Annotated in this window: 15 protein-coding genes; 10 read left to right on the plus strand and 5 right to left on the minus strand. The window is 60.9% G+C overall.

The window, feature by feature from the left end; genetic code table 11:
* Nucleotides 1-58 precede the first annotated feature (58 nt).
* The 3 genes from ACETMP_RS15985 to ACETMP_RS15995 form a co-directional block, all read right to left on the minus strand.
* On the minus strand, nucleotides 59-1231 hold the full coding sequence (locus tag ACETMP_RS15985) for a hypothetical protein (protein WP_375161673.1): 1173 nt from the start codon (nucleotides 1229-1231) through the stop codon (nucleotides 59-61).
* 421 nt (nucleotides 1232-1652) lie between these two features.
* On the minus strand, nucleotides 1653-2033 hold the full coding sequence (locus tag ACETMP_RS15990) for a hypothetical protein (RefSeq protein WP_375161674.1): 381 nt from the start codon (nucleotides 2031-2033) through the stop codon (nucleotides 1653-1655).
* Between the two features lie 7 nt (nucleotides 2034-2040).
* A complete protein-coding gene (locus tag ACETMP_RS15995) occupies nucleotides 2041-2169 on the minus strand; it encodes a hypothetical protein (RefSeq protein ID WP_375161675.1) in 129 nt (42 codons plus the stop codon).
* A 147-nt stretch (nucleotides 2170-2316) separates the two neighbouring features.
* On the opposite strand from ACETMP_RS15995, the gene ACETMP_RS16000 reads away from it, so the two are divergent.
* The 4 genes from ACETMP_RS16000 to ACETMP_RS16015 all read left to right on the plus strand — a co-directional run bounded on the left by ACETMP_RS16000 (nucleotide 2317) and on the right by ACETMP_RS16015 (nucleotide 14321).
* A complete protein-coding gene (locus ACETMP_RS16000; protein WP_375161676.1) occupies nucleotides 2317-2640 on the plus strand; it encodes a helix-turn-helix domain-containing protein in 324 nt (107 codons plus the stop codon).
* A 258-nt stretch (nucleotides 2641-2898) separates the two neighbouring features.
* Complete coding sequence (locus ACETMP_RS16005) at nucleotides 2899-3429, plus strand: hypothetical protein (RefSeq protein ID WP_375161677.1); 531 nt, start codon at nucleotides 2899-2901, stop codon at nucleotides 3427-3429.
* A 2-nt stretch (nucleotides 3430-3431) separates the two neighbouring features.
* On the plus strand, nucleotides 3432-3923 hold the full coding sequence (locus ACETMP_RS16010; RefSeq protein ID WP_375161678.1) for a helix-turn-helix transcriptional regulator: 492 nt from the start codon (nucleotides 3432-3434) through the stop codon (nucleotides 3921-3923).
* Nucleotides 3924-4274: 351 nt separating this feature from the next.
* The gene (locus ACETMP_RS16015) at nucleotides 4275-14321 is read left to right on the plus strand and encodes a tandem-95 repeat protein (protein WP_375161679.1); all 10047 of its coding nucleotides are present in this window, start codon (nucleotides 4275-4277) and stop codon (nucleotides 14319-14321) included.
* A 208-nt stretch (nucleotides 14322-14529) separates the two neighbouring features.
* Here ACETMP_RS16015 and ACETMP_RS16020 read toward each other — a convergent pair whose 3' ends face one another.
* Both ACETMP_RS16020 and ACETMP_RS16025 read right to left on the minus strand, forming a co-directional pair.
* Complete coding sequence (locus ACETMP_RS16020; protein ID WP_375161680.1) at nucleotides 14530-14874, minus strand: hypothetical protein; 345 nt, start codon at nucleotides 14872-14874, stop codon at nucleotides 14530-14532.
* 1044 nt (nucleotides 14875-15918) lie between these two features.
* A complete protein-coding gene (locus tag ACETMP_RS16025) occupies nucleotides 15919-16110 on the minus strand; it encodes a CsbD family protein (RefSeq protein ID WP_375161681.1) in 192 nt (63 codons plus the stop codon).
* 252 nt (nucleotides 16111-16362) lie between these two features.
* On the opposite strand from ACETMP_RS16025, the gene ACETMP_RS16030 reads away from it, so the two are divergent.
* From ACETMP_RS16030 to ACETMP_RS16055, 6 genes are all read left to right on the plus strand, one after another.
* Entirely contained in the window at nucleotides 16363-16695 is a 333-nt protein-coding gene (locus ACETMP_RS16030) for a hypothetical protein (RefSeq protein WP_375161682.1), read from the plus strand.
* Nucleotides 16696-17451: 756 nt separating this feature from the next.
* A complete protein-coding gene (locus ACETMP_RS16035; protein WP_375161683.1) occupies nucleotides 17452-19086 on the plus strand; it encodes a hypothetical protein in 1635 nt (544 codons plus the stop codon).
* Between the two features lie 935 nt (nucleotides 19087-20021).
* Entirely contained in the window at nucleotides 20022-20240 is a 219-nt protein-coding gene (locus ACETMP_RS16040) for a hypothetical protein (protein ID WP_259218935.1), read from the plus strand.
* A gap of 3253 nt (nucleotides 20241-23493) precedes the next feature.
* The gene (locus tag ACETMP_RS16045; protein ID WP_375161921.1) at nucleotides 23494-24312 is read left to right on the plus strand and encodes a YqaJ viral recombinase family protein; all 819 of its coding nucleotides are present in this window, start codon (nucleotides 23494-23496) and stop codon (nucleotides 24310-24312) included.
* Nucleotides 24296-25477 (plus strand): ERF family protein, encoded by a 1182-nt coding sequence (locus tag ACETMP_RS16050; protein ID WP_375161684.1) that lies wholly within the window; start codon nucleotides 24296-24298, stop codon nucleotides 25475-25477. The genes ACETMP_RS16045 and ACETMP_RS16050 overlap by 17 nt, the downstream gene beginning before the upstream one ends.
* Complete coding sequence (locus ACETMP_RS16055) at nucleotides 25474-26100, plus strand: hypothetical protein (protein WP_375161685.1); 627 nt, start codon at nucleotides 25474-25476, stop codon at nucleotides 26098-26100. Before ACETMP_RS16050 ends, ACETMP_RS16055 begins: the two co-directional genes overlap by 4 nt.
* The last annotated feature ends 632 nt before the right edge of the window (nucleotides 26101-26732 follow it).

Below are 26732 nucleotides of genomic sequence, written 5' to 3' on the forward strand. Positions count from 1 at the left end.
ATACTTCAAACCAACTAGCGCGAGAATGGCCCCGCGATCGCGGCGTTGGTTAATCCGATCACCCCTTGATTGTGATCTCGACATCTTCAGGCCGCACGCCAAAGGTGGCGGCCAGCGCTCTCTTCGCCTCGGCGATCGTCAGCCCCTCTCGCACCTCAGCAGAGTCGGCCGGCCGCGTGCCTGGCACCGGTTGAAACTTCAGCCGCTTCAGCTGGATTCCGAGCTGCTTCAGGCCAAGATAGGCGACGGGGTTGCGCAGCTCCTTGCGCCAGACCTCATCAACAGCAACGTCGGCGAACTCCGATATCCCGATGTGAAACCGAGCCTGTCCCCGCGAGTTCTTCGTCTCATCGAGCGGCGTGAGCGATGATATCCGGCCGACCAGGAATGCGGTCCGAGGGGCAATGCCTTCGGCCTTGTTCTCCCAGTTCTGCCGCCGACAGCAAACAAGGTAGGGGCAGTGCTCGACACTCTTGGGACTGAGGACCCAGCCGCGCGACCCCGCGTGCCCCAGAAGCTCCTGCCGTGTCTCGGAGGTAAAGACCACCACAGCGGCATCATCGGTCGTGCTCATGCTCAATCTCAATCCAGATCGGGGGCATCGTCGGTCGCGCGCCTGGCAGAGGCGCCGTGGGCAACCATAAGCTCTATCCCGGTCTTCTGCAGCACGCGACTCGGTGTTATGCGCCCGTAAGCACCCCGTTCGTTGCGTGCGCCGTGCACCAGTAAAAGCAGCTTGTCCGCGAGCCTCGAGAGGATCGCGAAAGCCCGCGGCCCGACACAGTCCAACCACGCGACGCCTCTCCGCCTGCCAATATTCCTCGATCTGCCGCAAAAGCGGCTGCTGCTGCCTGCGAGGTTCGAACAATTCGGCCGCAGTGCGTGAGAGCAACACCCGCGGCTGGATCATGTAGCCGTCTTGATCCTCTTCGAAGGCTAGCCACCACCGCAGCTGCGCCTCGGGATCGTTCGGATGTTCTGCGGCGAGAGAGCGCCAATAGTCTTCGCACTCCTCGATCAGCGTCTTGATGAAACGACCCACCAACGCTTCACCGTGGCCGAAATATTTAGCGAAGGTGTCGATGTTCGTGTGGGCCTCGTGAGCGATCGAGATTGGAGCGACCCTGACCCCGAGCAAACGAAACAGCTCATCCGCCTTTTCGAGCAAACGCTGCTTGGCGGGCTTTTCAAACTGGGAAGGTGGCTGTACCTTTTTGGGAAGCGGGTGCATCGATTTGGCTCCACAATGATGTATCACCCAACTATAGCATTATTTGGGCCAACCAGGCCTCCCCACGGCGGCAACAGGGTCCCTGCTTGACGCGTTCCAACTGGATGAACAGAGCCGTGACGGCTCGCCCGGCACCGATTAAGCCGTTGTTTTTGCTTGAGATTATGAGCCAAGCAATTGATAAGTTTGCCTCAAAAGCACGAATTTGAAGGATTCCGGACCTGTCGGAGTGCGGCCAGGAGGCAAATCTCCTCCACGGCCTTCCCTGGGCCTTGGAGAGGCTATCGCCTTTTTGCTCTTGTTCGCCCCCGATGGCCCGAAAGGCTTTGGCGTTGTCTCAAGGCCTGCGCCGTTCGTTGAGAGAACGAGCGGCCGCACCCACGAACCGCGGATCGCTGGCCGCTCTTCTCTCTGGGGCTGCCTAGCCGAACAACCTGGCGAGCAGCTCATCCGCGCTATCGACCCGCTCGAAGCAGGCCTTGCCGAGGTCCCGGTGCATGGGGCGTTCGAGCTTCTGCCCGGTGCTGTCCGCACGCGTGTGCCGGCTGATCTTCGCGCCCAGATCCGGCAGCCGCGCTCCCGGCTCGCCGCCGAACCAAAAGTAGCGCTCGAAGGCCAGCGTGCGCTGCTCGACCTCAAGCCAAATGACGCAGCCGCTGGGCTTTTCCAGCAACCGGGTGCTGACGGTGACGTGCCGGACGCTGGAGCCGGAGAAGCTCGACTTCAGCTGGACGTGCCGGAGGATGCCGTTGGCCTCCAGCACGATGTCGTAGCCGCCCCGGTCCACCTCGCCGGTGAGCACCTCGATGTCATGCCGGCCCCTGCTGCCAGCGTGCGGCCATGAGCTGGCCGAGAAGAAGATGAAGCAGCGCCTGCTCCCGAATATTGGAAGCGCGGGAGTGCGAAGTAAGCGGGTCCTGATGCAGTTCAGCGAGCATTGTGAGCCTCCTATTGGGATTTGTCATACCCCGCCATTGCGCTCCGCTGGCCGCACAAGTCCAGCACAACCGAGCGGTTCGCCAACCAGCTTCGCACATGAGAGTTAATTCGATCCTCTTTTGGGATAATCCCGTTCTAGGATCAGATTGGCTGCCGCCGAATCGCATCACACCCGGCGGCCAATGGAAAAGTCGCTCAAATCCGCCGAATATGCCCGCCTCATCACCCTGCTTGTCGCAACGCGACGTAAGGCCGGCGTCCGTCAACACGCCCTCGCCAAGAAGCTGCGCAAGCCGCAATCCTTTGTGGCCAAATACGAGGGCGGCGAACGCCGCTTGGATGTTGTCGAGTTCATCGCTATCGTGGAGGCGCTTGAGGCGGATCCGCTGAAGCTGCTTCGGCGCTTCATGCGGGAAAAAACAACATCATCTTCAAAGGCTATCGTGGCCGCCTCTCGGGCTCGCCAATGATTTCAGTAGTGACTGGGGACACGAAGGCGTCCGGACCGGCTGGCAGCTCCATAGGCTCTCGTCCGTCAACTCGGCGTCAGGCCCGACCGAGGCGAGCAAGCCAGCAGCCATCACTAGCATTTCCGCAAAAACGGCTGACCCCAGGGAGAACCGGCGTTGAACAACGGCGGGGAAGGTCGAGCCGAATTGCTTCGTCTCAAGTAGGGATTGCGACACGTTTCTTTCTTTTGTAGAGCCCGGATGGGCTGGGCATTACAAATGCATTCTGACCGTTTGGTCGATGAGATTTACGAAGCCGCGATAGTACCGGAGCGGTGGAAGATTGTACTCGACGGATTGGCACGTTTGGCTGACGCTGAAGGTGCCCTACTGTTTGCCGCCGCTCCGGGACTCGCCCGGTGGCTGTCGACCGACAATATTCGCTCCCACATAGAAGCTTGGATCGCTAGTCCCTTCTATTTAAAGAATCCTCGGGGAGAGCGGTTGGTCCCGATCAAAGAACCGCGCTTCCTTACCGATCTTGATGCATTCACTCCCGAGGAGCTGGATCGAGAACCCTTTTACACTGATTTTCTTCGGCCCCGTGGTCTGGGCTGGTGCATCGGCACCTCGATCTACTCCCCTGCGGGAGACATCCTGGTTGTCTCGATCGAAAAGGCCCAAAAAAAGGCCCCGTACCGCGAGAGATCGCCGACCAGCTCGATCATCTTCGACCCCATATCGCGCGCGCTGCCCTGCTGTCGGGACGCGTTGGCCTTGAGCGAGCGCGGGCCTCGGTTGAGAGTCTGAAAATGACTGGCCTGGCGGCAGCTGTGCTTGGTCATGGCGGCAAGGTGCTGGCGGCTAACGATGCCCTGCTCGCCTATGAGCCCGACATTCGGATTGGCACCGGCTCTCAACTCGAAATTTCGAACCCAGCTGCTCACGCTCTTTTCGTCACGGCGTCGGAGGGAAGATCCGCCTCTGCTCATGGGGCTTCCATTCCCATCCGGAGGACGCGCACGCGCGAGGCATTTGTAGTCCATGTTCTGCCGATGCGTGGATCGGGACGCGATGTCTTTTCGGGAGCCGAGTTCCTGCTTTACGTGACACCAGTCATTCAGCAGCCCGGCCCGCCTCCGGAAATCCTTCAAGCGTTGTTCGACCTTTCGCCTGCAGAAGCCCGCGTTGCCGCAATGATTGCCAAAGGCAGCTCAGTGGACGCAGCCGCGCAAGCGCTATCAGTCAAGCCAAATACGATTCTGCATGCAGCTCAAGGCAATCTTCGCAAAGACCGGCACTAGCCGCCAGGCTGAACTCGTGAGCCTGCTGCGCCTGGCACCATCCAGGTAGCTGCGATGATACGCTGCGCAAAGCGCACGCGCGGGGCTGTTTAGGTTAAGCCGCAGTAGCCTGTGCGATTTCGCACACCTTTACCCAAATGGGTAAAGCAACGCGGCAGGCCGTGGGTAAGATGGTTACAAATCAATTTACGCTGTCATCACGACAGTAAACTGTTTTCAGAGGCAGGGACGCTTTCCAAGGGGCAAGGGGGCTCCTCAAGCACACCCGCAATCTGCCTGGACATCGCCACACGGATACACCCGTGCGGCGCGCGGATACGCATGCGCCCTTTTTGAGGAGGATGAGACGCCATGATTATCATCGGCACGAACGGCAACGACGCCATCACCGGCAGCGCCGGTGGAGATCTCATCAGCTCCGGCAACGGCAACGACAGCATTAATGGGTCCGCCGGAAACGACATCATCGATGCGGGCAATGGCGACGATAAGGTCAACGGCGGCGCGGGCATCGACCTGATCTTTGGCGGCAATGGAAACGATACGCTGGATGGTGGATCTGGTAGCGACCTCGTTAGCGCAGGCAAGGGCAACGACGTTCTCGTCTACAGCGCATCCGAAAACGTCAACGCGATCGACATCTACGATGGCGGAAACGGACAAGACACGCTTCGGCTGATCGTCAGCCAGGCTATGGCGAGCTCAGCGGCATTTGTCGCAGATATCGCCGCGCTGCAGGCCAAACTGGCGCACGGCAGCGCCACCTACCTCTTCAACAGCTTCGATCTTCTCGTTACGGGTATCGAAAAACTACAGGTCGTCATCGAGCCTACGGCCAATCACGCGCCGGTTGCGGTTGCAGATCTCGTGAGCGTCAACGAAGACACGAGTCTCACGATCATGGCTTCCGCATTGCTCGCCAACGATACGGACGTCGACGCCAACGATACGAAGACGATCGTATCGGTGCAAGGAGCGCAGCACGGTACCGTTTCGTTGAACAGCAGCGGCAACGTGGTGTTCACGGCCGACGCCAATTACTTCGGCGTCGCCAGCTTTACCTACACGATGAAAGACAGCGCTGGCGCAACGTCGACGGCGACGGTCACCGTCAATGTTGCCGCCGTAAACGATGCTCCGACAGCCACGAACCTTTCCGCTGCCGAAACCTATATCGAGGATACGCCGCTCAATCTCACCGACATCGTCGTAACTGACATCGACAGCGCCAATGTCACCGTGACCCTCACGCTGTCAAACCCGGCCGCCGGCACGCTCAGCACCGCGAGCTCGGGCGCGGTGAGCTCGACATACGCAGGAGGGGTCTGGACGGCGTCCGGAGCAATTGCCGACGTCAACGCCCTGCTGGCCGGCGTGAAGTTCAATCCGGCAGCGAACTTCAACGGAAGCTTCTCGGTCGCGGCCAGCGTCAGCGATGGCGTGGCCCCGCCGGTGACGGGGACCAAGGTCTTCAGCGGAATAGCAGTCAACGACGGCCCGACCGCCACCAACCTCTCTGCTGCCGAGACCTATACGGAAGATTCGCCGCTCGATCTTACAGACATCGTGGTCGCCGACGATAGCAGCACGGTCACGGTCACCCTCACGCTGTCAGACCCGGCCGCCGGCACGCTGAGCACTGCGAGTTCAGGCGCGGTGACCTCGACTTACGCCGGAGGAGTCTGGACGGCGTCCGGAGCAATTGCCGACGTCAACGCCCTGCTGGCGGACGTGAGGTTCAACCCGGCAGCGAACTTCAACGGAAGCTTCTCGATCGCGACCAGCGTCAGCGATGGAGTGGCCCCGCCGGTCACGGGAATCAAGACGATCACTGGCATTGCAGTGAACGATGCCCCCGCCGCGTTCGCCGATACCCTCGCCGCGACCGAAGGCTCCGCCATCACCTATACACGAGCGCAACTGCTCAGCAACGATACCGACATCGACAATTCCAGCGCCGAGCTCTCGATCAGTTCGGTGACGACCGGAACGGGCGGTACCGCGGTGCTGAACAGCGATGGTAGCGTCACGTTCACGCCGGCCCATGACTTCAACGGCGCCGCGACGTTCACCTACACCATCACTGATGGCGCCCTGACAAGTACGGAGGCAACGGCGACCGTGAGCATCGCGCCGGTAGCGACGGCTCCGACGATCACTCACGATCGAATCGAGGTCAACGTTACATCCTCGCCAATTGCCCTGAACATTCAGATCAGCGACCTCGACCTCAGCGACACGCTGGCATCGACTGTTCAGATTGCCGGCGTCCCGCCCGAATACAGGCTGACTGATGGGTTCCAGTCAGGAGACGACCCTGGAGTCTGGATCGTCCAGCTCAGTGATGTGCCCACTCTTGCCATCCAGCTCAGGCCTGATGCGATTGCTGAAAAGCAGACGATCGCGCTGAGCATCACGGCGAGCTCCTTCGATCACGCGGACGTCGCTCCAAAGACCGAGGTACTGAACATCCAGGTCAATGATCCGGATGTGATCATCGCTGCCGACGGATACATTGCCGACGCCCTGGTCTTTGTCGACGTAGCGGACGGAAACGGCGCTTACAATGGCGTTCTGGATCCCGGTGAATTGTTTACTTACACCGCGAGCGACGGGACGTTCAGCCTGGATACATCGGGCGGTCAACTGGTGCTTCAGAGTGTTCATGATGGCGACCATAACACCATAGACGTGTTGACCGGGTTGCCGTTCAACGGCACGCTGAAGGCTCCTAGCGGCTCGACCGTCGTGACCCCACTCACCAACCTGATCGTAGCGGTCGCGGGCGCCGGCGGGGACACTGCGGCAGCCGAAGCTTCCGTCAAGGCGGCGCTTGGACTTTCTGATGCGGTAAGCCTGACCACGCTGGATCCGATCGCCGGCACGGTCTCGGCCGCGCCCGGTGCGGCTGACGTTCTCGCCGCCTCAATCCAGGTGCAGGCAACCATGACTCAGCTCTCGGCGGCAACGGGTGCCTCTGCCGAGGCGGTCATCGGCGCGCTGGCCCAGACCGTGACCGCAGGCAGTGTTGACCTCGGCGCGTCTGCGACGGTTTCTGCATTGGCTACCGTGGTCAACAACACCCTTCCGCCCGCGCAGCAGCTCTCGACGACTGACCTCGATGCGATTGCTCAGGTCGTCCAGGAATCCAACGCCCAGATTTCAACCAGCCTTTCGAACACCACCGATCTTAGCCAAGTCGCCCAGGCAGCACAGGTGGCCTTTGGCGACACAACGCAGGCGCTCTCTGACGCTGCGAGTGGCGGCACCACCTTTAGCAGCGTGCAGAGCGACTATACTGGCACTGCGCTCGAGCAGAAGATCGCTGCGGCTCCGCTCATGCTAACGGGTACAGAAGTTGCTGATACGCTCACCGGCGGCGACGGCAACGATGTGATTTCTGGCCTCGGTGGCAACGACACGCTCAAGGGCGGTGCCGGCGATGACATGATTTTGGGTGGCGCGGGCAAGGATGCGCTGACAGGCGGGGTTGGCAACGACACTCTCGATGGCGGTGCGGACTTTGACCGCGCTATATACAGCGAAGCAACCGGTGGCATCACCGTCGACCTAGGAGCGGGCACTGCAACCGGTGCGGGCGTCGGAACCGATACTCTGATCTCGATCGATGGTATCGTCGGCAGCAACTTCAACGACTATCTCGACGGCACGGGCTACACCGGAAGTACCGGTTTGCCAGCCGCCATCATCGGCTTCTCCGAGTTCGAGGGCGGTGCAGGTGACGATACGATCATCGGCGGGAGGAACGCGCAGGGCCACGCTCTGACGCGTGCGAGCTATATTGGAGCATCCGCCGGGGTGACGGTCGACATCCAGTCAGGACAAGCCTACGGAACGGCTTCAGGTGACGTTGCCAATGTCGGCCACGATTCGATCAGCAACATTCTGAATGTCTGGGGTTCGAACTACGACGATATACTGCTCGGAAGCGACAACGGATCCGGCTCGTTCGAGGCATTCGAAGGACGTCGTGGCAATGATTTCATCGACGGCCGCGGCGGCTACGACGTCGTCGTTTATGCCACTGACCTCACGACTACGACGGGCATCACGGTCAACATGGCGGCCGGCACCGTCACTGGCGATGCGACGGTCGGTACCGATACCTTGCGCAGTGTCGAAGCCGTGCGCGGCACCAATTTCGCTGATTATTACAACGCTGCGAGCTTCGGCACGGCGGGCACCACCAATATCGGCTCGTTTGGCACGTTCAACGACTTCCAGGGAGGTGGCGGCGACGACGTCGTCATTGGCAACGGCAATACGCGTGTCAATTACTCCAGCGCACTTGCCGGCGTCACGGTCAACTTGCAAACCGACCTCAATCAGGCCGGGGTGACTGCCACGAATGTCGTGGGTAGCTCAACCGGCACCACGGAGGGCACCGATTCGCTGACGGGTGTGAATGCCGCACAAGGTTCTTCTTTCGCTGACACCCTGCTCGGATCCAACTTCAACAACACCTTCACGGGTCTGGGCGGCGATGACTTCATCGACGGCCGCGGCGGATTCGACACCGCCAGCTACAATAGCATGACGCTGGCGACCGGCGGCATCGCGGTCAACATGGCTGCCGGCACGGTGACGGACAACGTCAACTACGTCATCGGCACCGACACGCTGCGCAACATCGAAGGTGTTCAGGGCACCGGCTATGCCGATACGTATGACGCGACCGGCTATGGCCTGAGCGGTGCGCTGAACGTCTCCACCAGCAACGGCAACTTCAACCAGTTCGAGGGCCTTGGCGGCGATGACGTCATCACCGGCAACGGCGCCACCCGCGTGCTCTACGGCAACGCGACCGGCGGGGTCAGCATCACGATCGGGGTGAACGGGGCCGGCACGGCGACGGGCGACGCCTCGACCGGCCACGACAGCTTCACCGGCGGGGTCAATGCGGCGATCGGCAGCAATCTTGCCGACAGCTTTGACGCCTCGGGCTTCAGCGGCTTCAACTCGTTCCAGGGCAATGCCGGCAACGATAGCATCACCGGCAACGGTGCCACCCAGGTGCAGTACAGCAACGCCACCTCGGGCGTCGTGATCACCATCGGCGCCGGCGGCGCAGGGTCTGCCTCGGGCGACGGCTCGGTCGGCACCGACACCTTCACCGGCGTCAACAGCGCGGTCGGCGGCAATTTTGCCGACAGCTACAATGCCTCCGGCTTCAGCGGCTTCAACTCGTTCCAGGGTAATGGCGGCAACGACACCATCACCGGCAACGGCGCCACCCAAATCCAGTTCAACAACGCAACCGGTGCGGTGAACGTCAATTTGTCCGCCGGCACCGCCAGCGGCGACGGCTCGGTCGGCACCGATACCATCACCGGCGGCGTCAACAACGTGGCCGGCTCCAACTTTGGCGACACCATCACCGGATCTTCAGGCGCCGACTTCCTCAACGGCAACGGTGGCAACGACACCATCAATGGTGGCGGCGGCAATGACAATCTGAACGGTGGCTTCGGGGCCGACACCTTCGTCTACGCCGATGGCGGCGGCGCCGACTTCGTCAGCGACTTCAACCGCGGCCAGGGCGACCGCATCAACGTCACCGGCGTGACGGGGATCTTCACCCTCGCCGACATCCAGGCGCATGCGACCCAGCAAGGGCCGAACACCGTCATCGACTTCGGCGGCGGCAACATGATCACGCTGGCCAACATCGCGGTCGGCAGCCTCGTGGCCACCGACTTCGTGTTCAACAATACCGTCCTCGGCACCTCCGGCAACGATACGCTGGTCGGCACCAGCCAGATCGACGGCGTCTATGGGCTGGACGGTACCGACCGCCTGCAGGGCCTCGGCGGCAATGACCTGCTGGACGGCGGCAACGGCTTCGACCGGGCGGTCTACACCGAGGCGACCGGATCGGTCACGGTCGATCTTGCGGCCGGCACGGCCAGCGGCGCCGGGGTCGGCAGCGATGCGCTCGTCAACATGGAGGGCGCCGTCGGCGGGGCCTTCAACGACACGTTCAATGCCGCCGGATTTACCGGCTCGAGCGCGCAACCGGGTGTTGCCGCAGGCCAAAGCGCCTTCGAGGGCGGCGGCGGCGATGACGTCATCACCGGCCAGATCAACGCCCTCGGCCAGTCCGTGACCCGGGTGGAGTATCTTGGTGCGGCGGCTGCGGTGACGGTCGATCTTGCGGCCGGGACCGGTCAGGGCACGGCGGCCGGCGATCTCGCCAATGTCGGCCACGACACCTTCACCAATGCCCTGCAGGGCGTGTATGGATCGGCCTTCGACGACACGATCTACGGCAGCAACAACGCCAGCTTCACTTATGAGGCTTTCGAAGGTCGCGCCGGCGACGACTACATCGACGGCCGCGGTGGCTATGACATCGTCACCTACAACAATGACCCGGCGACCGGCGCGGGAATCACCGTCAACCTGGCCAATGGAACGGTGACCGGGGATGCCTCCATCGGCACCGACACGCTCCGCAATGTGGAGGCCGTTCGCGGCACGAACTTCGACGACGTGTTCGATACCACCGGCTATGGCGCCCCCGGTGCTCTCAATGCCTCGACCAGCAACGGCAACTTCAACGATATTGCCGGCGCCGGCGGCAACGACACGATCACCGGCAACGGCAACACCCGCCTCAACTACGCGATCGCGCAGGCGGCGGTCTCTGTCGATCTGGAGACCACGGCCGGCACGGCCATCACCGTTGCAGGCAGTGCGACCGGCACAACCGAGGGGACCGACACCTTCACCGGCGTGAACGCCGTTCAGGCATCGATGTTCAACGACACGCTGCTTGGCTCCAGCTACAGCAACACGTTCACGCCGCTCGGCGGCGATGATTACATGGACGGCCGCGGCGGGTTCGACACGGCGAGCTACAACAGCCTGAACACGGTGACAGGTGGCATCGCGGTCGCCATGGCCGCGGGCACGGTGACCGGCGATGCCTCCATCGGCACCGACACGCTGCGCAGCATCGAGGGTGTTCAAGGCACCGGCTATGCCGACACGTATGACGCGACCGGCTATGGCCTAGGCGGTGCGCTGAACGTCTCCACCAGCAACGCCAACTTCAACCAGTTCGAGGGCCTTGGCGGCGATGACGTCATCACCGGCAACGGCGCCACCCGCGTGCTCTATGGCAACGCGACCGGCGGGGTCAGCATCACGATCGGGGTGAACGGGGCCGGCACGGCGACGGGCGACGCCTCGACCGGCCACGACAGCTTCACCGGCGGGGTCAATGCGGCCATCGGCAGCAATCTTGCCGACAGCTTTGACGCCTCGGGCTTCAGCGGCTTCAACTCGTTCCAGGGCAATGCCGGCAACGATACCATCACCGGCAACGGTGCCACCCAGGTGCAGTACAGCAATGTCACCTCGGGCGTCGTGATCACCATCGGCGCCGGCGGCGCGGGTTCTGCCTCGGGCGACGGCTCGGTCGGCACCGACACCTTCACCGGCGTCAACAGCGCGGTCGGCGGCAATTTTGCCGACAGCTACAATGCCTCCGGCTTCAGCGGCTTCAACTCGTTCCAGGGTAATGCCGGCAACGACACCATCACCGGCAACGGCGCCACCCAAATCCAGTACAACAACGCAACCGCTGCGGTGAACGTCAATCTGTCGGCCGGCACCGCCAGCGGCGACGGCTCGGTCGGCACCGATACCATCACCGGCGGCGTCAACAACGTGGCCGGCTCCAACTTCGGCGACACCATCACCGGATCTTCAGGCGCCGACTTCCTCAACGGCAACGGCGGCAACGACACCATCAACGGTGGCGGCGGCAATGACAATCTGAACGGCGGCTTCGGGGCCGACACCTTCGTCTACGCCGATGGCGGCGGCGCCGACTTCGTCAGCGACTTCAACCGCGGCCAGGGCGACCGCATCAACGTCACCGGCGTGACGGGGATCTTCACCCTCGCCGACATCCAGGCGCATGCGACCCAGCAGGGACCGAACACCGTCATCGACTTCGGCGGCGGCAACACGATCACGCTGGCCAACATCGCGGTCGGCAGCCTCGTGGCCACCGACTTCGTGTTCAACAATACCGTCCTCGGCACCTCCGGCAACGATACCCTGGTCGGCACCAGCCAGATCGACGGCCTCTATGGGTCGGACGGCACTGACCGCCTGCAGGGCCTCGGCGGCAATGACCTGCTGGATGGCGGCAACGGCTTCGACCGGGCGGTCTACACCGAGGCGACCGGATCGGTCACGGTCGATCTTGCGGCCGGCACGGCCAGCGGCGCCGGGGTCGGCAGCGATGCGCTCGTCAACATCGAGGGCGCCGTCGGCGGGGCCTTCAACGACACCTTCAACGCCGCCGGCTTTACCGGATCGAGCGCGCAGGCGGGTGTTGCCGCAGGCCAAAGCGCCTTCGAGGGCGGCGGCGGCGATGACGTCATCACCGGCCAGATCAACGCCCTCGGCCAGTCCGTGACCCGGGTGGAGTATCTTGGTGCGGCGGCTGCGGTGACGGTCGATCTTGCGGCCGGGACCGGTCAGGGCACGGCGGCCGGCGATCTCGCCAATGTCGGCCACGACACCTTCACCAATGCCCTGCAGGGCGTGTATGGATCGGCCTTCGACGACACGATCTACGGCAGCAACAACGCCAGCTTCACTTATGAGGCTTTCGAAGGTCGCGCCGGCGACGACTATATCGACGGCCGCGGTGGCTATGACATTGTCGCCTACAACAATGACCCGGCGACCGGCGCGGGGATCACCGTCAACCTGGCCAATGGAACGGTGACCGGTGATGCTACCATCGGCACCGACACGCTCCGCAATGTGGAAGCGGTTCGCGGCACGAACTTCGACGACGTGTTCGATACCACCGGCTATGGCGCCCCCGGTGCTCTCAATGCCTCGACCAGCAACGGCAACTTCAACGATATTGCCGGCGCCGGCGGCAACGACAGCATCACCGGCAACGGCAACACCCGCCTCAACTACGCGATCGCGCAGGCGGCGGTCTCTGTCGATCTGGAGACCACGGCCGGCACGGCCATCACCGTTGCAGGCAGTGCGACCGGCACAACCGAGGGGACCGACACCTTCACCGGCGTGAACGCCGTTCAGGCATCGATGTTCAACGACACGCTGCTTGGCTCCAGCTACAGCAACACGTTCACGCCGCTCGGCGGCGATGATTACATGGACGGCCGCGGCGGGTTCGACACGGCGAGCTACAACAGCCTGAACACGGTGACGGGTGGCATCGCGGTCGCCATGGCCGCGGGCACGGTGACCGGCGATGCCTCCATCGGCACCGACACGCTGCGCAACATCGAGGGTGTTCAGGGCACCGGCTATGCCGACACGTATGACGCGACCGGCTATGGCCTGGGCGGTGCGCTGAACGTCTCCACCAGCAACGGCAACTTCAACCAGTTCGAGGGCCTTGGCGGCGATGACGTCATCACCGGCAACGGCGCCACCCGCGTGCTCTACGGCAACGCGACCGGCGGGGTCAGCATCACGATCGGGGTGAACGGGGCCGGCTCGGCGACGGGCGACGCCTCGACCGGCCACGACAGCTTCACCGGCGGGGTCAATGCGGCGATCGGCAGCAATTTTGCCGACAGCTTTGACGCCTCGGGCTACAACAACGGCTTCAACTCGTTCCAGGGCAATGCCGGCAACGATACCATCACCGGCAACGGTGCCACCCAGGTGCAGTACAGCAATGCCACCTCCGGCGTCGTGATCACCATCGGCGCCGGCGGCGTGGGATCGGCCTCGGGCGACGGCTCGGTCGGCACCGACACCTTCACCGGCGTCAACAGCGCGGTCGGCGGCAATTCTGCCGACAGCTACAATGCCTCCGGCTTCAGCGGCTTCAACTCGTTCCAGGGTAACGGCGGCAACGACACCATCACCGGCAACGGCGCCACCCAAATCCAGTACAACAACGCAACCGCTGCGGTGAACGTCAATCTGTCGGCCGGCACCGCCAGCGGCGACGGCTCGGTCGGCACCGATGCCATCACCGGCGGCGTCAACAACGTGGCCGGCTCCAGCTTCGGCGACACCATCACCGGATCGTCAGGCGCCGACTTCCTCAACGGCAACGGCGGCAACGACACCATCAACGGTGGCGGCGGCAATGACAATCTGAACGGTGGGGGAGGCAATGACAATTTCGTATTCGTCTCGGGAGCAACGGCTGGTGCCACTATCACTGACTTTGCGGGCAATGGCGCGTCCCAAGGAGACACGCTGGAGTTTCATGGCTTTGGGTTAGCCGCCGACGGAGCAACGCTAACGCAGATCGGGTCGAGCAATCAGTGGCTCGTACACTCGGCTCTGGACCAACACGACGAGACCATCACAATCAATGGCGCCGTGCATGCCACGGACTTCCACTTCCTAACATAGCCGCCGCTTGCGAGTATTGAGCCAAAGTCCTTACGGCCCTAGCGTATCCTGCTAGGGCCGCTTCCGCATCATTGATGGCGCGAGTCACCCTGACCAACGGCTCCGGCGGAACTGCTGCGCCGGTACGTGCGCAACAGAGACAGGTGGGCACAGGACCGGCCAGGGGGCTTGAACCGCTCTGCAAACCTTCTGAAGTGCTCTGCTTCGTTCAAATTTTTGCAGAAAGATTCAAATAATCTCCATGGCGCTCTCTTACTGTACCGACGAGGAGATCAGCTTTATGAGCATTGCAGAGATTGCACCTCGAACTTTGACAATGAAACTCAAGAAAAGAAAATCTGGCATTCCCACCGGCAACGCGGGCGAATATTTCGTAATGGGCGAGCTGCTTCGCCGAGGCTATGACGCACAGCTCGCCGATCGCAACACGGCCGGCTACGATCTGCTCGTCGGCCGGCACGGCGATCCAGCCCTGACAAAGGTCCAGGTCAAGACGGTGCGAAGCCAGCCTTGGTACGTGCGGCAATCGCAATTCGCTTTCGCAACTCACCATCTACGTGCTACTCGGCAAGGAAGACGCGCAACAGCCTGTGCGCTACTTCATCGTGCGAAATTCCGCTGTAGCTGGGCAAATGTCGACGCCCAAGAATTGGGACACCGCGGCGTTCATGAGCCTGAAGACCATCGCACCGTTCGAGGGGCGATGGGATGTTCTCGACAACCAAGACGATTCGAAACCCGCCAATCAAGCGTTCCGTGTCCTTAGTGAGGGTGCTCGGTAAGAACGCGATCGCCCACTCGATCAGCGGATCATCTTCGCGAGCCCGACTGCGACTTGCTGGTGCCCGGCTACTGTCAAATGGATCCCGTCGGGCTGCGCCATGCCCGACTTCAGAGCCGATCTGACGAGCCCGTCGGCGCTCACCGTTCGGATTCCGCGCGCCCGCAGCTGCGATTGTATGGCTGCGATATTCGCGCGTCGCTCATTTTCGGAAACGCCTTTCCGACTATCATTTCCGCCCAACTGAAGAATGACGAACTTGGTGCCTTTGAGGCACTGAGCTGGAGAGATGGGCGAGCATTCCGCCGGTCGTATCTCCAGAGATACCTGCATTTGCGACCGTCATAGGCGAGCCTCGCGATCTCAAGATGGCCTCAAGCTGGGTCGGGTACGCTGCGGCCTCGCCAACGCCCTTGCCCGCAGTATTGCTTGCACCGAGAGCCACGACTTGGGCGTTTGCAGGCGCTAGTTCGGCAAATAGGAGGGTCGCAGCTGCAAGGATTGCTGCCGAAATCAGATAGATTGTCCGATGGATCATGGTGTTTCCCCCAAACTTGTTGCCCGGCCGTTGCGATGCAGGTGGCACTTTGACTGGCCTATGCCGCGAATGCAGCACACCCTGAATCAACGAAAGCTCTTGGATGCATCTAGCGGTGCATCGCTCGGCTCCGGGGCCGGGTGCCTCAACGAGCGGGGGAAACCAGCGACACGCGGAAGCCGTGGCGATTTCAGCTAGTGGCGCGCTCAAAGTCCGGCGCCGTGCCTGACATAAAAAAAGCCGCCTGAGGCGGCTAGTTTCAGACGTTTCTTCTTCACTTATTTCTTGAGCGCGTCAGCAGCGTCTCGCACGGCGTCCTTCACGTCTCCCGCCGTGTTGTGGACGGACCCCTTGGCCTTATCCATCTTGCCTTCGGCTTGTAGATCCTTGTCTCCGGTGAGCTTGCCAGTCCCCTCTTTGATAGCGCCTTTTACCTTGTCGGCGGCGCCCTTCACATGTTCACGGTCCATGACTGCTATCCTTCTTGTCCAGAAGACAAGCACAACGAAACCGTCGCGCTCTCGTTCCTGCGAGCCTCACAATAGTATTGAACACTAAGACTTAGCGAAGCACGGACAAAGGACACAGATTGCGTTCAGCCTTGGGGTAGTCCGTCCTCTGTGAACGTGACAGCGCTCCAGTCGTAAGTTTTTGTAGGTTTAGCGGAAATGTTCGGGGTTGCTCGCGTTGATAGAACGGCGGGGCCTACATGGAGAATGGCCATGCGATACTTGTCTTTGGCATTGCTCTTCGCACTTCCACTCATATCGATACCTGCTGCCGCGCAGCAACAAACGAGCGCGCCACCTCAATCCAGTGTTGCTCAAGACGTGCAAACTGAAGCTGATAAGGGCATCAAAACCCGCAATTCCGGCGAATCCGGCTATGTGGGCAACCAGGACCGGCCCGGGGCGGCTTCTCATGCACCGGGAGAGACACCCAACGCGGTCGGGACCACGACCGGTAGCAGTGCGCCCGTCAATCAATCAAACATGAATAGTTCGCAGGCCGACTACAACGCTTCCTTGAAGGATGGCTCTGCGCCAAAGAAATAGCAGCTTGCGACTACCGCCTTTGGAACGAGAGATCGCCAGCGATCTGCCGGCAGCACAAGGAGTGAAACCCGCGAATAAGCTTGCGGGTTTCTTTGTTTGTGCAGGCTGGCCACTTTAGGAGAAGTCGGCTCTTGAGTCCTAAGCGAATGCCAGCCAAGCCCCTGCCCGGCAATTTCATACGCCATACCGCTCCCACCCCAATACGATTACCCCGACTACATTTCCTTGAAGCGGATGGCCGCAGCAACGAATTCGGCGCCAAAATCGGCGGGCGCTCCGAACGAGCAAAATGCCGCCCTAAAGGGCAAGCTTCGACGCGAACCAGAGCACGACACAAAAGCAGATGCCGATTCCCACGTATGGCAACACAAGGCGCATCGGTCCCTCCTTGGCTCTGAGACGCTACGGGCCGCAGCGCGATTGCATGTTCGCGGTGCCATGACCGTCCAATCGACCCCTGCACGAACTGTAACGGGCGATCGCTGGCTAGCCGCGGGACGGCTGCGATTCTCAGTGTTACCGCGGACGCTGAGTTCGGATCGGACGGGACGAGATTCCTTCTAAGGCCGCGGCACAGGGGAAGTGCTGCGGCCGCGCAGGCCGCATCGTCAGATTAGCAAACTCGTCGCCAAGCTCCTCATAACATCATTTAAATTATTAATTCAACTGATTTAAAATGTGATTTATATATAGCAACGAAGCGTTGTAGATGTCCACCGCGCATCTTCACGTGAATCAGAATTTACGGAGGGGGCCATGGCGGTTTTATTCGGCGATACGACTGGGTCGCTCACGGGACGACAGCATGGCGGGAGCCAAACTCTGATTGGTTCTGAACCAACGAACCTATTATTCGGGGATGCGGGTTTGGACTTACTCGACCACGCAATTGGCGGTAACGACACATTGGTAACTTCCGGCGCGGGAAGTCTGTTCGGCGACGCGGGCGGTAGTATTTACGATCATGCACGGGGCGGCGATGATACGTTGTCAGCGCAGGTGCTCGCGTCTGCTGTTCCCATTGGTGAGACTTTCATCCTGAATATGTATGGCGATGCGGGCGGTGATATCTTGGCTTGGGCTATTGCCGGCGATGACACCCTTAATCTCGAACTGCCCCCGACCTTTACACCCGGGGTGAAGGTGAATGCCTACGGCGATGCCGGCGGAATCTTGTCCGGTCACGCCCGTGGTGGCGACGACCATTTTAACGTTTCCGGTGGCGGGCATCAGACCGTCACCGTGTACGGAGACGTCGGCGGCAACTTAATCAATCGCGCGGCGGGGGGCAACGACACGTTCGTTGGCCATGTCGGACCGGACAGTAATCTAGTGTTCTTTGGCGACGCGGGCGGTAGCTTGCTCGGCTATACCCGTGGCGGCGATGACAGCTTCACTGCGAGCGGATCTGAGTACAACAGCTATCTCTATGGCGATGCCGGCGGTGACATGGCTGGTCATGCGGTTGGCGGCAACGACAGCTTCGCCGTGAGCGGAGCCAATCCGTTCAATTTTGTCTTTGGTGATGCCGGTGGAAACATGTCCGCCTTCGCCGCCGGTGGGAATGACACCTTCAATGACTCAAGTGATGTAACCCTGACCGATCGAAATGTCTTCGCCGGCGACGCTGGCGGCAACATGTCCGGTTCCGCCCGAGGCGGGGATGACACCTTCAACAAGACCGGCTTGGGGGGAAGTACATTCTATGGCGACGCCGCAGGCGATATGTCCGATCGTGCCCACGGCGGCGACGACACTTTCCAGGCCTCAGGCACGCAAGACCAAAATATCTTCTTTGGCGATGCTGGCGGGAATATGGGTGATCGAGCTGTTGGCGGAGACGACATCTATATCGGCGGAACCGTTTTCTCCGGGCTGGTCAATCAGGCGTATGGGGATGCGTCGGTCATGTCCGGCCACGCCGACGGCGGTAATGACACACTGGTTGGTGGCGATGATCCAAATCCGCATTCGGCGGGCAGCTATGAGACCGTTCTCGTCGGCGATGCCCGATCCATGTCCGACCACGCACGGGGCGGCGACGATAAACTAGTAAGCGGCACCGGAAATGATGATATCTGGGGCGATGCCCAGATGATGCTTGGCTTGGCTAAAGGCGGGAACGACACGTTTGTGTTCAATTTCGACAACGGCCACGACAAGGTCGAGGATTTCGGGCAGGGGCTCTCGAATTTGGGAGTCGATCACATCGATGTCTCCGCGCTTCACATAGAGAACTTCAGCGATCTGAGTATCTCGCTGTTTGATCCCATAACACACGAGAGCACGATCACGCTCGGTCTGGGAAACGACGTGGTGGTACATAGCGAGGAAGCCCTCAGACCTCAGGATTTTATCTTCGCGCCACATCAGGAGGGTTTGTTGGTCTGAGCCGACGCTCACGGCCCCCCGCGCACCCGACAAAACAGCGTCGTGCTTGCCTCAGAGCGACGAGGTCATCGAGTAATCCTCGGGTGCCCCGGCATCGTTCAGACCCATCTCGTCGTGATGCAAAGTCCGATTTAATCCCGCTCGACGGTTCTGAGCAGGCCACGGAAGTTTACTTCCACCGACGTCTTACTCCATCGCACCAGTAACGCGCGGGGAACTATCCGGGCCGTATTACGTTTCGGAAGTTGTGGAGGCCCCTCATGAATAAAGAGTGGAATAGCCACCGCACTTCAGTCGTAATTTTCGCTATTGCGGTAATCGTTACGATCCTCGCGGCGCTCGTCACGACGCTCGATGGGGTCGACACAAGGACGGCGAGCAACGAGACGCGGCCCGGTACGACGGGCCTCGCAAGGCCACATCCGCCACTGGACCGAGCACCAGGCGAGCCGATACTTGGCAACAGGAAGCTGCCGCCTGTCCCGCCTACCCGATGATCGGATTGAACCGGCAGCTCGTAAGAGATCAGCGCTCCGTCTGCCGCAGGCTGAAGGTTGGCGAGCTGCGCAGTCGGAAATGCGTTCAAGCGGTTGGTCCAGTACCGAGCCGAGCTTTCGCCCCACGATCGTTTTCATGCCGCCGCACCCGCAGCGAATCACAAACTGCTCAGCCTACATTGCCAGGATGGTCTCGATCTTGGCGGCGCGATGTGCGGTCGAGCCAGCCAAGCGGTACAGCCAACGCGTCAAAGGACATATGGTCACTCACGTGCCTGGAAGGCGGCGCAGTAGGTCCCCCACCAATGAATACCGACTGAACGCGACTACCTAACTCGCCTCGGGTCGCATTCTCGTGATCACACCATCAGTGAACTTATTTAATTTGATTTAATTTAATTTAGACGCCTTAATCCTTCGGCCAACGCGGAGAACACCATGCCCGACCAAGATGACGACCGTCGCGAATTTCTGAAGACCTGCGGAAAGTTCGCGGTGGTGACGCCACCTGCGATCACAGCCTTGCTTTCGACCTCTCTGACCAGCACGGCCATCGCCCATTCCGGCGGTGGCTTGGTGCACCACCGCGGCAACAATGGTTGGGGCAATGGTGGCGGAGATGGCAGTCCTAACGGCAAGGACGACAGGGGCCGTTGAGGTTTGAGTAATTCGACCGCGGGCGTGGACCGAGTAGCCGATCGGCTGGGTTCGCATGCTCTTCGGCAAAGTCTGATCAAGCTGCCTTGGCCCCCCAGCCAGCTGGATCAGGCCCCAGCTCCAGGCCGCCCAGGAGCTGGGGCTTTTGCTTTTGTAGTGGCCAAAGATGATCCGGCGCTACCTCTGCCGGCTGCCTTGACGGATGTGTGCCGCTGCCCTGAAGGGAGCGAACTTTACTGGGCCGCTTGCTATGGGTTGAGCAACAGAGCGGCTGCCCATTCGGCATTTCCGGCAGCAGGCTTGAATTTACAGGACACCGCGAAAAGAGGCTCGCCTCTGTCTATAAACCCAATTTTGCTCGACCTGGAACGCGTCGGGGCGAGACAATCGTCCGTCGCCCAACCTGCGACTTGGCATCCAGCACCTTGTCTCCAGCTCGTGCAGCGCGCGGAAGGCTGATCTGGTCCGAAAGGCTCGTGCCTCTCCCTGAGAGACCTTCCGAATCAACATTGGTGTTTCCTTGGGCCTGTGTTGCTGACCCGGATCTGTTTCGGGAAGACGCTAGGCCGATGGCCATCTGATCCTCCTTGCTCGTGCCGCTCCCGACCGCGCCGATCGGCAGGCCATTTTGCGCGTGGCCGGCCCCTGCATTTCGTGCGGCTTGGGCGGCCGCCCGCGACCTCGCCCGCGTGGCAGGCTGAACGTTCGGATTGCTCGGCTCCGCGTTGATGCCTGGATTTCCGTTGGTGGCAGTATCTTTCGTTCCCACTCCCGGGGTTGCTGACGAACCAGCGTTACCTGCACCCGTCCCCATTCCAGAAGGTGCCGATGGGCCAGCGCTGGCGCTACTCGGGCCCGTCCCGGTGCCTGCGCCCCCGGACCCGGCATGAGCGATGCCCTCTAGCGCGAGGACCACCAGAAATGAGCGTGCGACGATGGCGGCAATTAATAGAGGCTTGGCATGGGGCATCTGACGATCTCCTTCGCCAAATTTCCATTAACCCCTACGCCGCAACCCAGTTCCTGCTGTTGCAACGCACGCTCGTCGCGGGGCCCACGCGCTCCTCCACTTCTCGTTCGCCGAGACGAGGCCATCCGGCGCCTGCTGATTCGTCAGCGCAGCTGACCAGCTTTCTTCTCAAGACCACTCTCTTGGAAGCGGATGCCCATTCGGTTGAGGTCGCCTACGAGATGCGGCTCGACGTTATCGGAGTGGTCCGCGCCCGCACCAAACGTTGCCGCCTGCACTTTGCCCCAAGGCCGCGGCTCGTCTCGAATGTGAGTTCATAAGTCGGCTGCTTTTCGTATCAATCGATCAGCACTCTGCTGTTCGAGCAGGATGCGGCTCGCGCGGCCAAAATGGAGACAACTGCACGCGGATAAATCCGCACTGGCTGCTGGGGATACCCTGCCTTTTAGGTCAACGCATCTGTATTTTCCGAATCGACGTTCCATGGTCCTCACTCATACGTCGATTTGCGGGGGATGGGTGTGAGTCAGTTTCTATCAATGCTACTGTTAACAACAGCAGTAATTTTAACCGTTTGCTTCGGGGTGGCGGCCTGGCGTCTTTCTGACGACAGGGACGACGTCACTGGCCAGATCGTACGCCAGTCGTATGGGTGGAAAGGGACGCCGGCCAAATAATTGCGGTTGCACTCACTGGCATGGTTCTTGCGGGTCAAGCCACATCTCCGTCGGTCCTGGCAGGGAGCCGTTTCGCGATGAGGCAGAAATCTAGAGTCCGAAAACTGCGCAAACCCACTCTGGCACACATGGTCTCCGAATTGATGAGATTGCTTAAAGCAATGGAAGACCTCGGAGGCTTAGAAAGAAGGTCCGGCTGGCTGAAAACAACCAAAGGCCCCGTTGACTCGAAACGGTGTATGAGTTCGAAGCAGAATATTGATGTCCCCGACGCCGACTGTGAAGAGAGGCTGGGGAGGGGCGTAGCGGCGGCCACTCGGTCGGTTCCGGAAGACCCACGCATCAACAATTTTACGGTGGAGACCGACTTCCTAGCCCGCGCTTCCGCCATGCAAATTCTTCAGAGGAGCCTGACCGGCCATTGGAAGCACCAGCCATCAAGGCATGCCTTGCCGAAGTCCATGTCAAATTGAAAGAGGCGCAGCAAATCGCGAAAGCTGCGCAGGCATGTGCAAAGGCAGCCGGCTTGACCGAAGGGTGCGGATCTCGATAGACATTGAGCAGCTGATCTACGAGGCCGGACGGCTTCACGATGCCGCCACGCTCCTCGCTAGAATGCCGGCGATTGATGAAGGCAAGGCGCTTCACTGCCACCCATCGCTACCCGGGGACATGCGCGAGGAAGCTAGCCACGCTTTTGACGCTGCTACTCCGCATTCAGCCAACGTCTCAAAACACGTCTTTGTGCAGCACGTGCGGAGCTTTCATAGCGCTCAAGGCCGGCAAGACGCTTCAGTTGCTTTGGGTTCGGGCAATCTAGCAACGCAGCGAGCATGCCATGGCGGGCCTGTCGGATGTGGGCCAGCCATATACTGGCGCGAACAAGGTCATTCACGGTCGAGGCATGCTGTCGCTCCGCAAAGCTCATCGTGATTGCGCCAGCGGCTGCGTCAGAGCCGACATTGTCCTCCAGGTTTCGGAGCGAGAGCCCGTGTTGTCGGGCGTTGCGGCTCGACCGCGCCTTACCCGCCTCAGTCGTCGGGCCCGTGCTTCGCTTGGCGTTCAATCGGTTCGCTATGATTTTTCGTTTTGAGGCCATGCCGGCTTGTACTCGGGTCCCGCTCTTTTCCCGACACCTCACTCGAAGCGCTTATGACTTCAAGCCTCAGATCAAGAAACTGCGACGATCGGAGGACGTTCGTTGCTACCCGCGCATTCGGGAGCGAATCGGCCGAGCGCAGCTTAGAGCGTTTGAAGACCATAAGCGCCGCCCCGCTCTCATATACTTGCCCCTCGCTCGTTGGCTTTGATTTGTCAATTTCGGGCGAGATCGAGTCCCACGCGGTCCGCTCGTCTGGAACTTTCCCTTTGCCGAACCTTGGCGATGATTTTGCGCCGACAAGAGCAACAAGATTGCTGCAGAAAGGACTGGCATTCCCCTGCGATTGGAGCGTTACTGAGTCGACCGGGTACATAGCCGGCATCGGTATCTCACCTCGCGGACGCGGGGCTTCAGGCAGTGCGGCGAAGACCGCCGCTGTTCTTGAAGTAGGAGATACCCGTGCGTAGCGTACCGAGTGACAACCAAGTCGAGCCACAGCATCAAATCATCAGGTTCAATCCGAACGACCGCCGCCATTTCATCGGCGGCTCGGATGCCCGCATCATCATGGGCGATGACCAAGAGAGCCTCATACGCCTCTGGCGCGAAAAGCGCGGCGAAGCGGAGCCGCAGGATCTCTCGGACAATCTGATCGTTCAGCTCGGCACCGTGACCGAGGTCTTGAACCGCGCTTGGTATCAACGGTCAAGCGGGCACACGGTCAAGGACATCCAGAAGCGCGTCCGCCATCCCGTCCACAAATGGATGGCGGCAACGCTGGACGGGACCGTCGAGCAGACCGGCGCCGTCTTCGAAGCCAAGTTCATGTTGCCCTGGGCCTTCACCGAGGAGGCCGCAGCTGAGAAGCACATGGCTCAGCTGCAGCATAACATGTGGGTCACCGCATCCCGCAGCGCCGTTCTCTCCATCATCACCGGCGGCGGCAAATGGGTCGAGATCAAGCTTCACGCCGACCCGCTGTACCAGCACCTCTTGCTCACCGCGGAGAAGAAGTTCTGGCGTTGCGTCCAGAGCGGTGAACGCCCTGCTTTGTTCAACATCGAAACGCCGCGCCCAAGACTGGAAGCCGTCAAGGTCATTGATATGTCCTCGTCCAACCAATGGGCGGAGCTTGCGGCCACTTACCTCCGAACCCGAGAGGCGCATGGTGAGCATGAAACCGCCAAGGCCGATCTGAAGAAACTCATGCCGGAGGACGCCAAGGAGGCAACTGGTCATGGCATCAAAGCCAAGCGGTCTAAGTCCGGCGCGATCAGCTTCGAAGCCCAGACGGCGGAGGGATCCCATGCATCAGTCCAGTGAGCGCATCGGGACCATAGCCGCCGCCCTTGCCCGGGCCCAGGCTGAACTGACCAACCCCGAAAAGACCCTGACTGCCGTGATCCGGTCGCCCTTCCCCCGGGAGGATGATCGCACCTTCCGCTATGCGTCCCTGGCCTCCGGCCTGGACATCGTCCGCAAGACGCTAAGCCAGCAGGAGATCGCCACCATCCAGACCATCCGGATTGAGCAGGTCACCGGGCAGATCCATCTCACCACTCTGCTCGCCCACGCCTCCGGGGAATGGATCTCATCGGACCTGCCGGTCTGCGCCTCCAAGGAGGTCGAGGCGCCGCACCGGATGGGCGCGGCGCTGACTTACGCCCGCCGGTATGCCCTATTTGCTCTCGTGGGGATTGCCGGCGAAGACGATTTGGACGCGCCAGACGTCGTCACAGGACCTCAAGCGGCCAGCGAGCCTCAGCTCTCACAAGGATCGAAAGCAAAGCAGCCGGGAGGCGTCCTGAACCGGCCCCCGGTCTTGCCTCAAGAACGCTCCGCAGAGCTCTTAGACCGACTTCTGGGCGAGCTGGCCTTACAGGAGGGTAGCGACGGACTGCTCGCCTGGGCAAAGATCTCCCTTCCTCTCAAGAATTCTCTCCTGGAGGGCGACGCTCGCGTGCTCGAAGCCGCCTACCAAAAGAGGGCCGAGGAAGTAGCCCCTCTTGAATTCGATTTAACAGGGCAGCGGCCTGCGTCGGCCGTCGGACCATCTCTACCTGAGGAGCATGCTTCGGGGATATCTGACCAGGCGCACGCCGCTGCCAGCACCGCTTCCGGACAGCAAGTCGGCCTCGCCTTCCCCAAAGAGCTGCCGCGAAAACGAAGCAAGGAACACCTCGCCTTCATCCGCGCCCAAGGTTGTCTGGTCTGCCAGAAGACCCCCGCCGACGCGCATCACCTCAAGTTTGCTCAACCAAGAACGTTAGGCCGCAAGGTGAGCGACGAGTTCACGGTGCCGCTTTGCCGATCGCACCACCAATCCCTGCACCGACACGGAAATGAAAGAGCCTGGTGGACCAATCTGCAAATTTCACCCCTGCCGATCGCAAAGCTGCTTTGGGATGCGAGCCCGGTCCATCTGATGAACGGCGAAATAGTTGCTGGACCGTCGTCGCGACCGGTATCAGAGGTGCGAGGTCAATGAACGGCGCTCTCAACCTTCGTCAACCGCAGTCGGCCAGCGTCGTGCCGCCTCAGTTCGAGGCGCTATGTCCTCCACCGCAACTTCTTCCCGGAGAGAACATCGACCACTATCAGGCGCTTCAGGCAGTCATCTTCCGCGACCTCGATCCCCAGTCCGCCATCGAGTGGCTGCTCGCTATCGACATCGCAGAACTCTCCTGGGAGATGCAACGCTACCGGGTTCTGCGGCATAAAGTCTTGAGCACCTATCGCCAAAAGGCCGTCGAGATGACCCTTCGCCGAGTAGATCTCGCAGGCATTGCCCCGGACTTCCAGGATGTCGCCGAAGTCTACACGATCGGTAACGCCCTGGACTGGCAACTGGATGCTTCTGCGGCGCTCGACATCGAAGCCCGTCTCCGATCGTACGGCTTCGATCAACACGCTATCAGCATGGAGGTCTACGTTCAGGCGCGCGAGATCCTCACGCTGTTTGAATCACTCCTGAACGGAGCACAGCTTCGACGCCTGATGTTGCTGAAGGAAATTCACAACCTCCGGCGCTCGCAATTGGCAGGTCTTGCCATTAGTGCCCGGCGCAATGGTCTGCAACGCGGCGTCCCCTCCGCGAAGAGCTCTTGCTGAAGAGACCAGCATGGACTCTAACGTCGCCAGCTAGCGTCCAGAGACGGATGAAGGAGCATTCACCTTGTAGATGTTAGTGGTCAGGGACTGCGTCGTGGTCGTCTTCAGCCCCTTCGACCACGCACGTTGCTCCACGATTGGGCACGATTGCCTTACAATTGTCATAGCGCCGCCACCGCATCGCAATATACTTCGTCTGGCGAACTTTCGATGATCCGACATGCGTCCGCATGTTGGCCATAATGTATTGCGTATGCGGCCAGCCCGCGTATTCCAGCTACGAATCGTAGAAGCGATAATAATGGGCCGAAGAGACGGCGCACCAGAGCTGATGGCGGAGCGAGAGCCGCTTCGACGGGAGACCCCCATGAGGTCGAAGCTTGACCTTCGACTTGCTGCTATACAACCGGTTGGACGTGAGCGCACATCTCAAGAGAGCTGATTATCTCGCGACCTGCTCGCACCCATGCGGTCAGAGCGTAGTCGACGGGTAGAAGTACTCCTCTAAAATGCATTCCGCGTGCTTTTCGGTGGCGAGGACTCACGTCGCGGGCGCCCTCTTTATGCCGACACCGTACCGACCGCCCTCGCAACATGAGCCGCGGCGAACTTCTGCAATTGCCTGGTGCGTC

Origin of the sequence: Bradyrhizobium dasycarpum, assembly GCF_042019905.1 — a bacterium.
In the GTDB taxonomy this organism is placed as follows: Bacteria; Pseudomonadota; Alphaproteobacteria; order Rhizobiales; family Xanthobacteraceae; genus Bradyrhizobium; species Bradyrhizobium japonicum_B.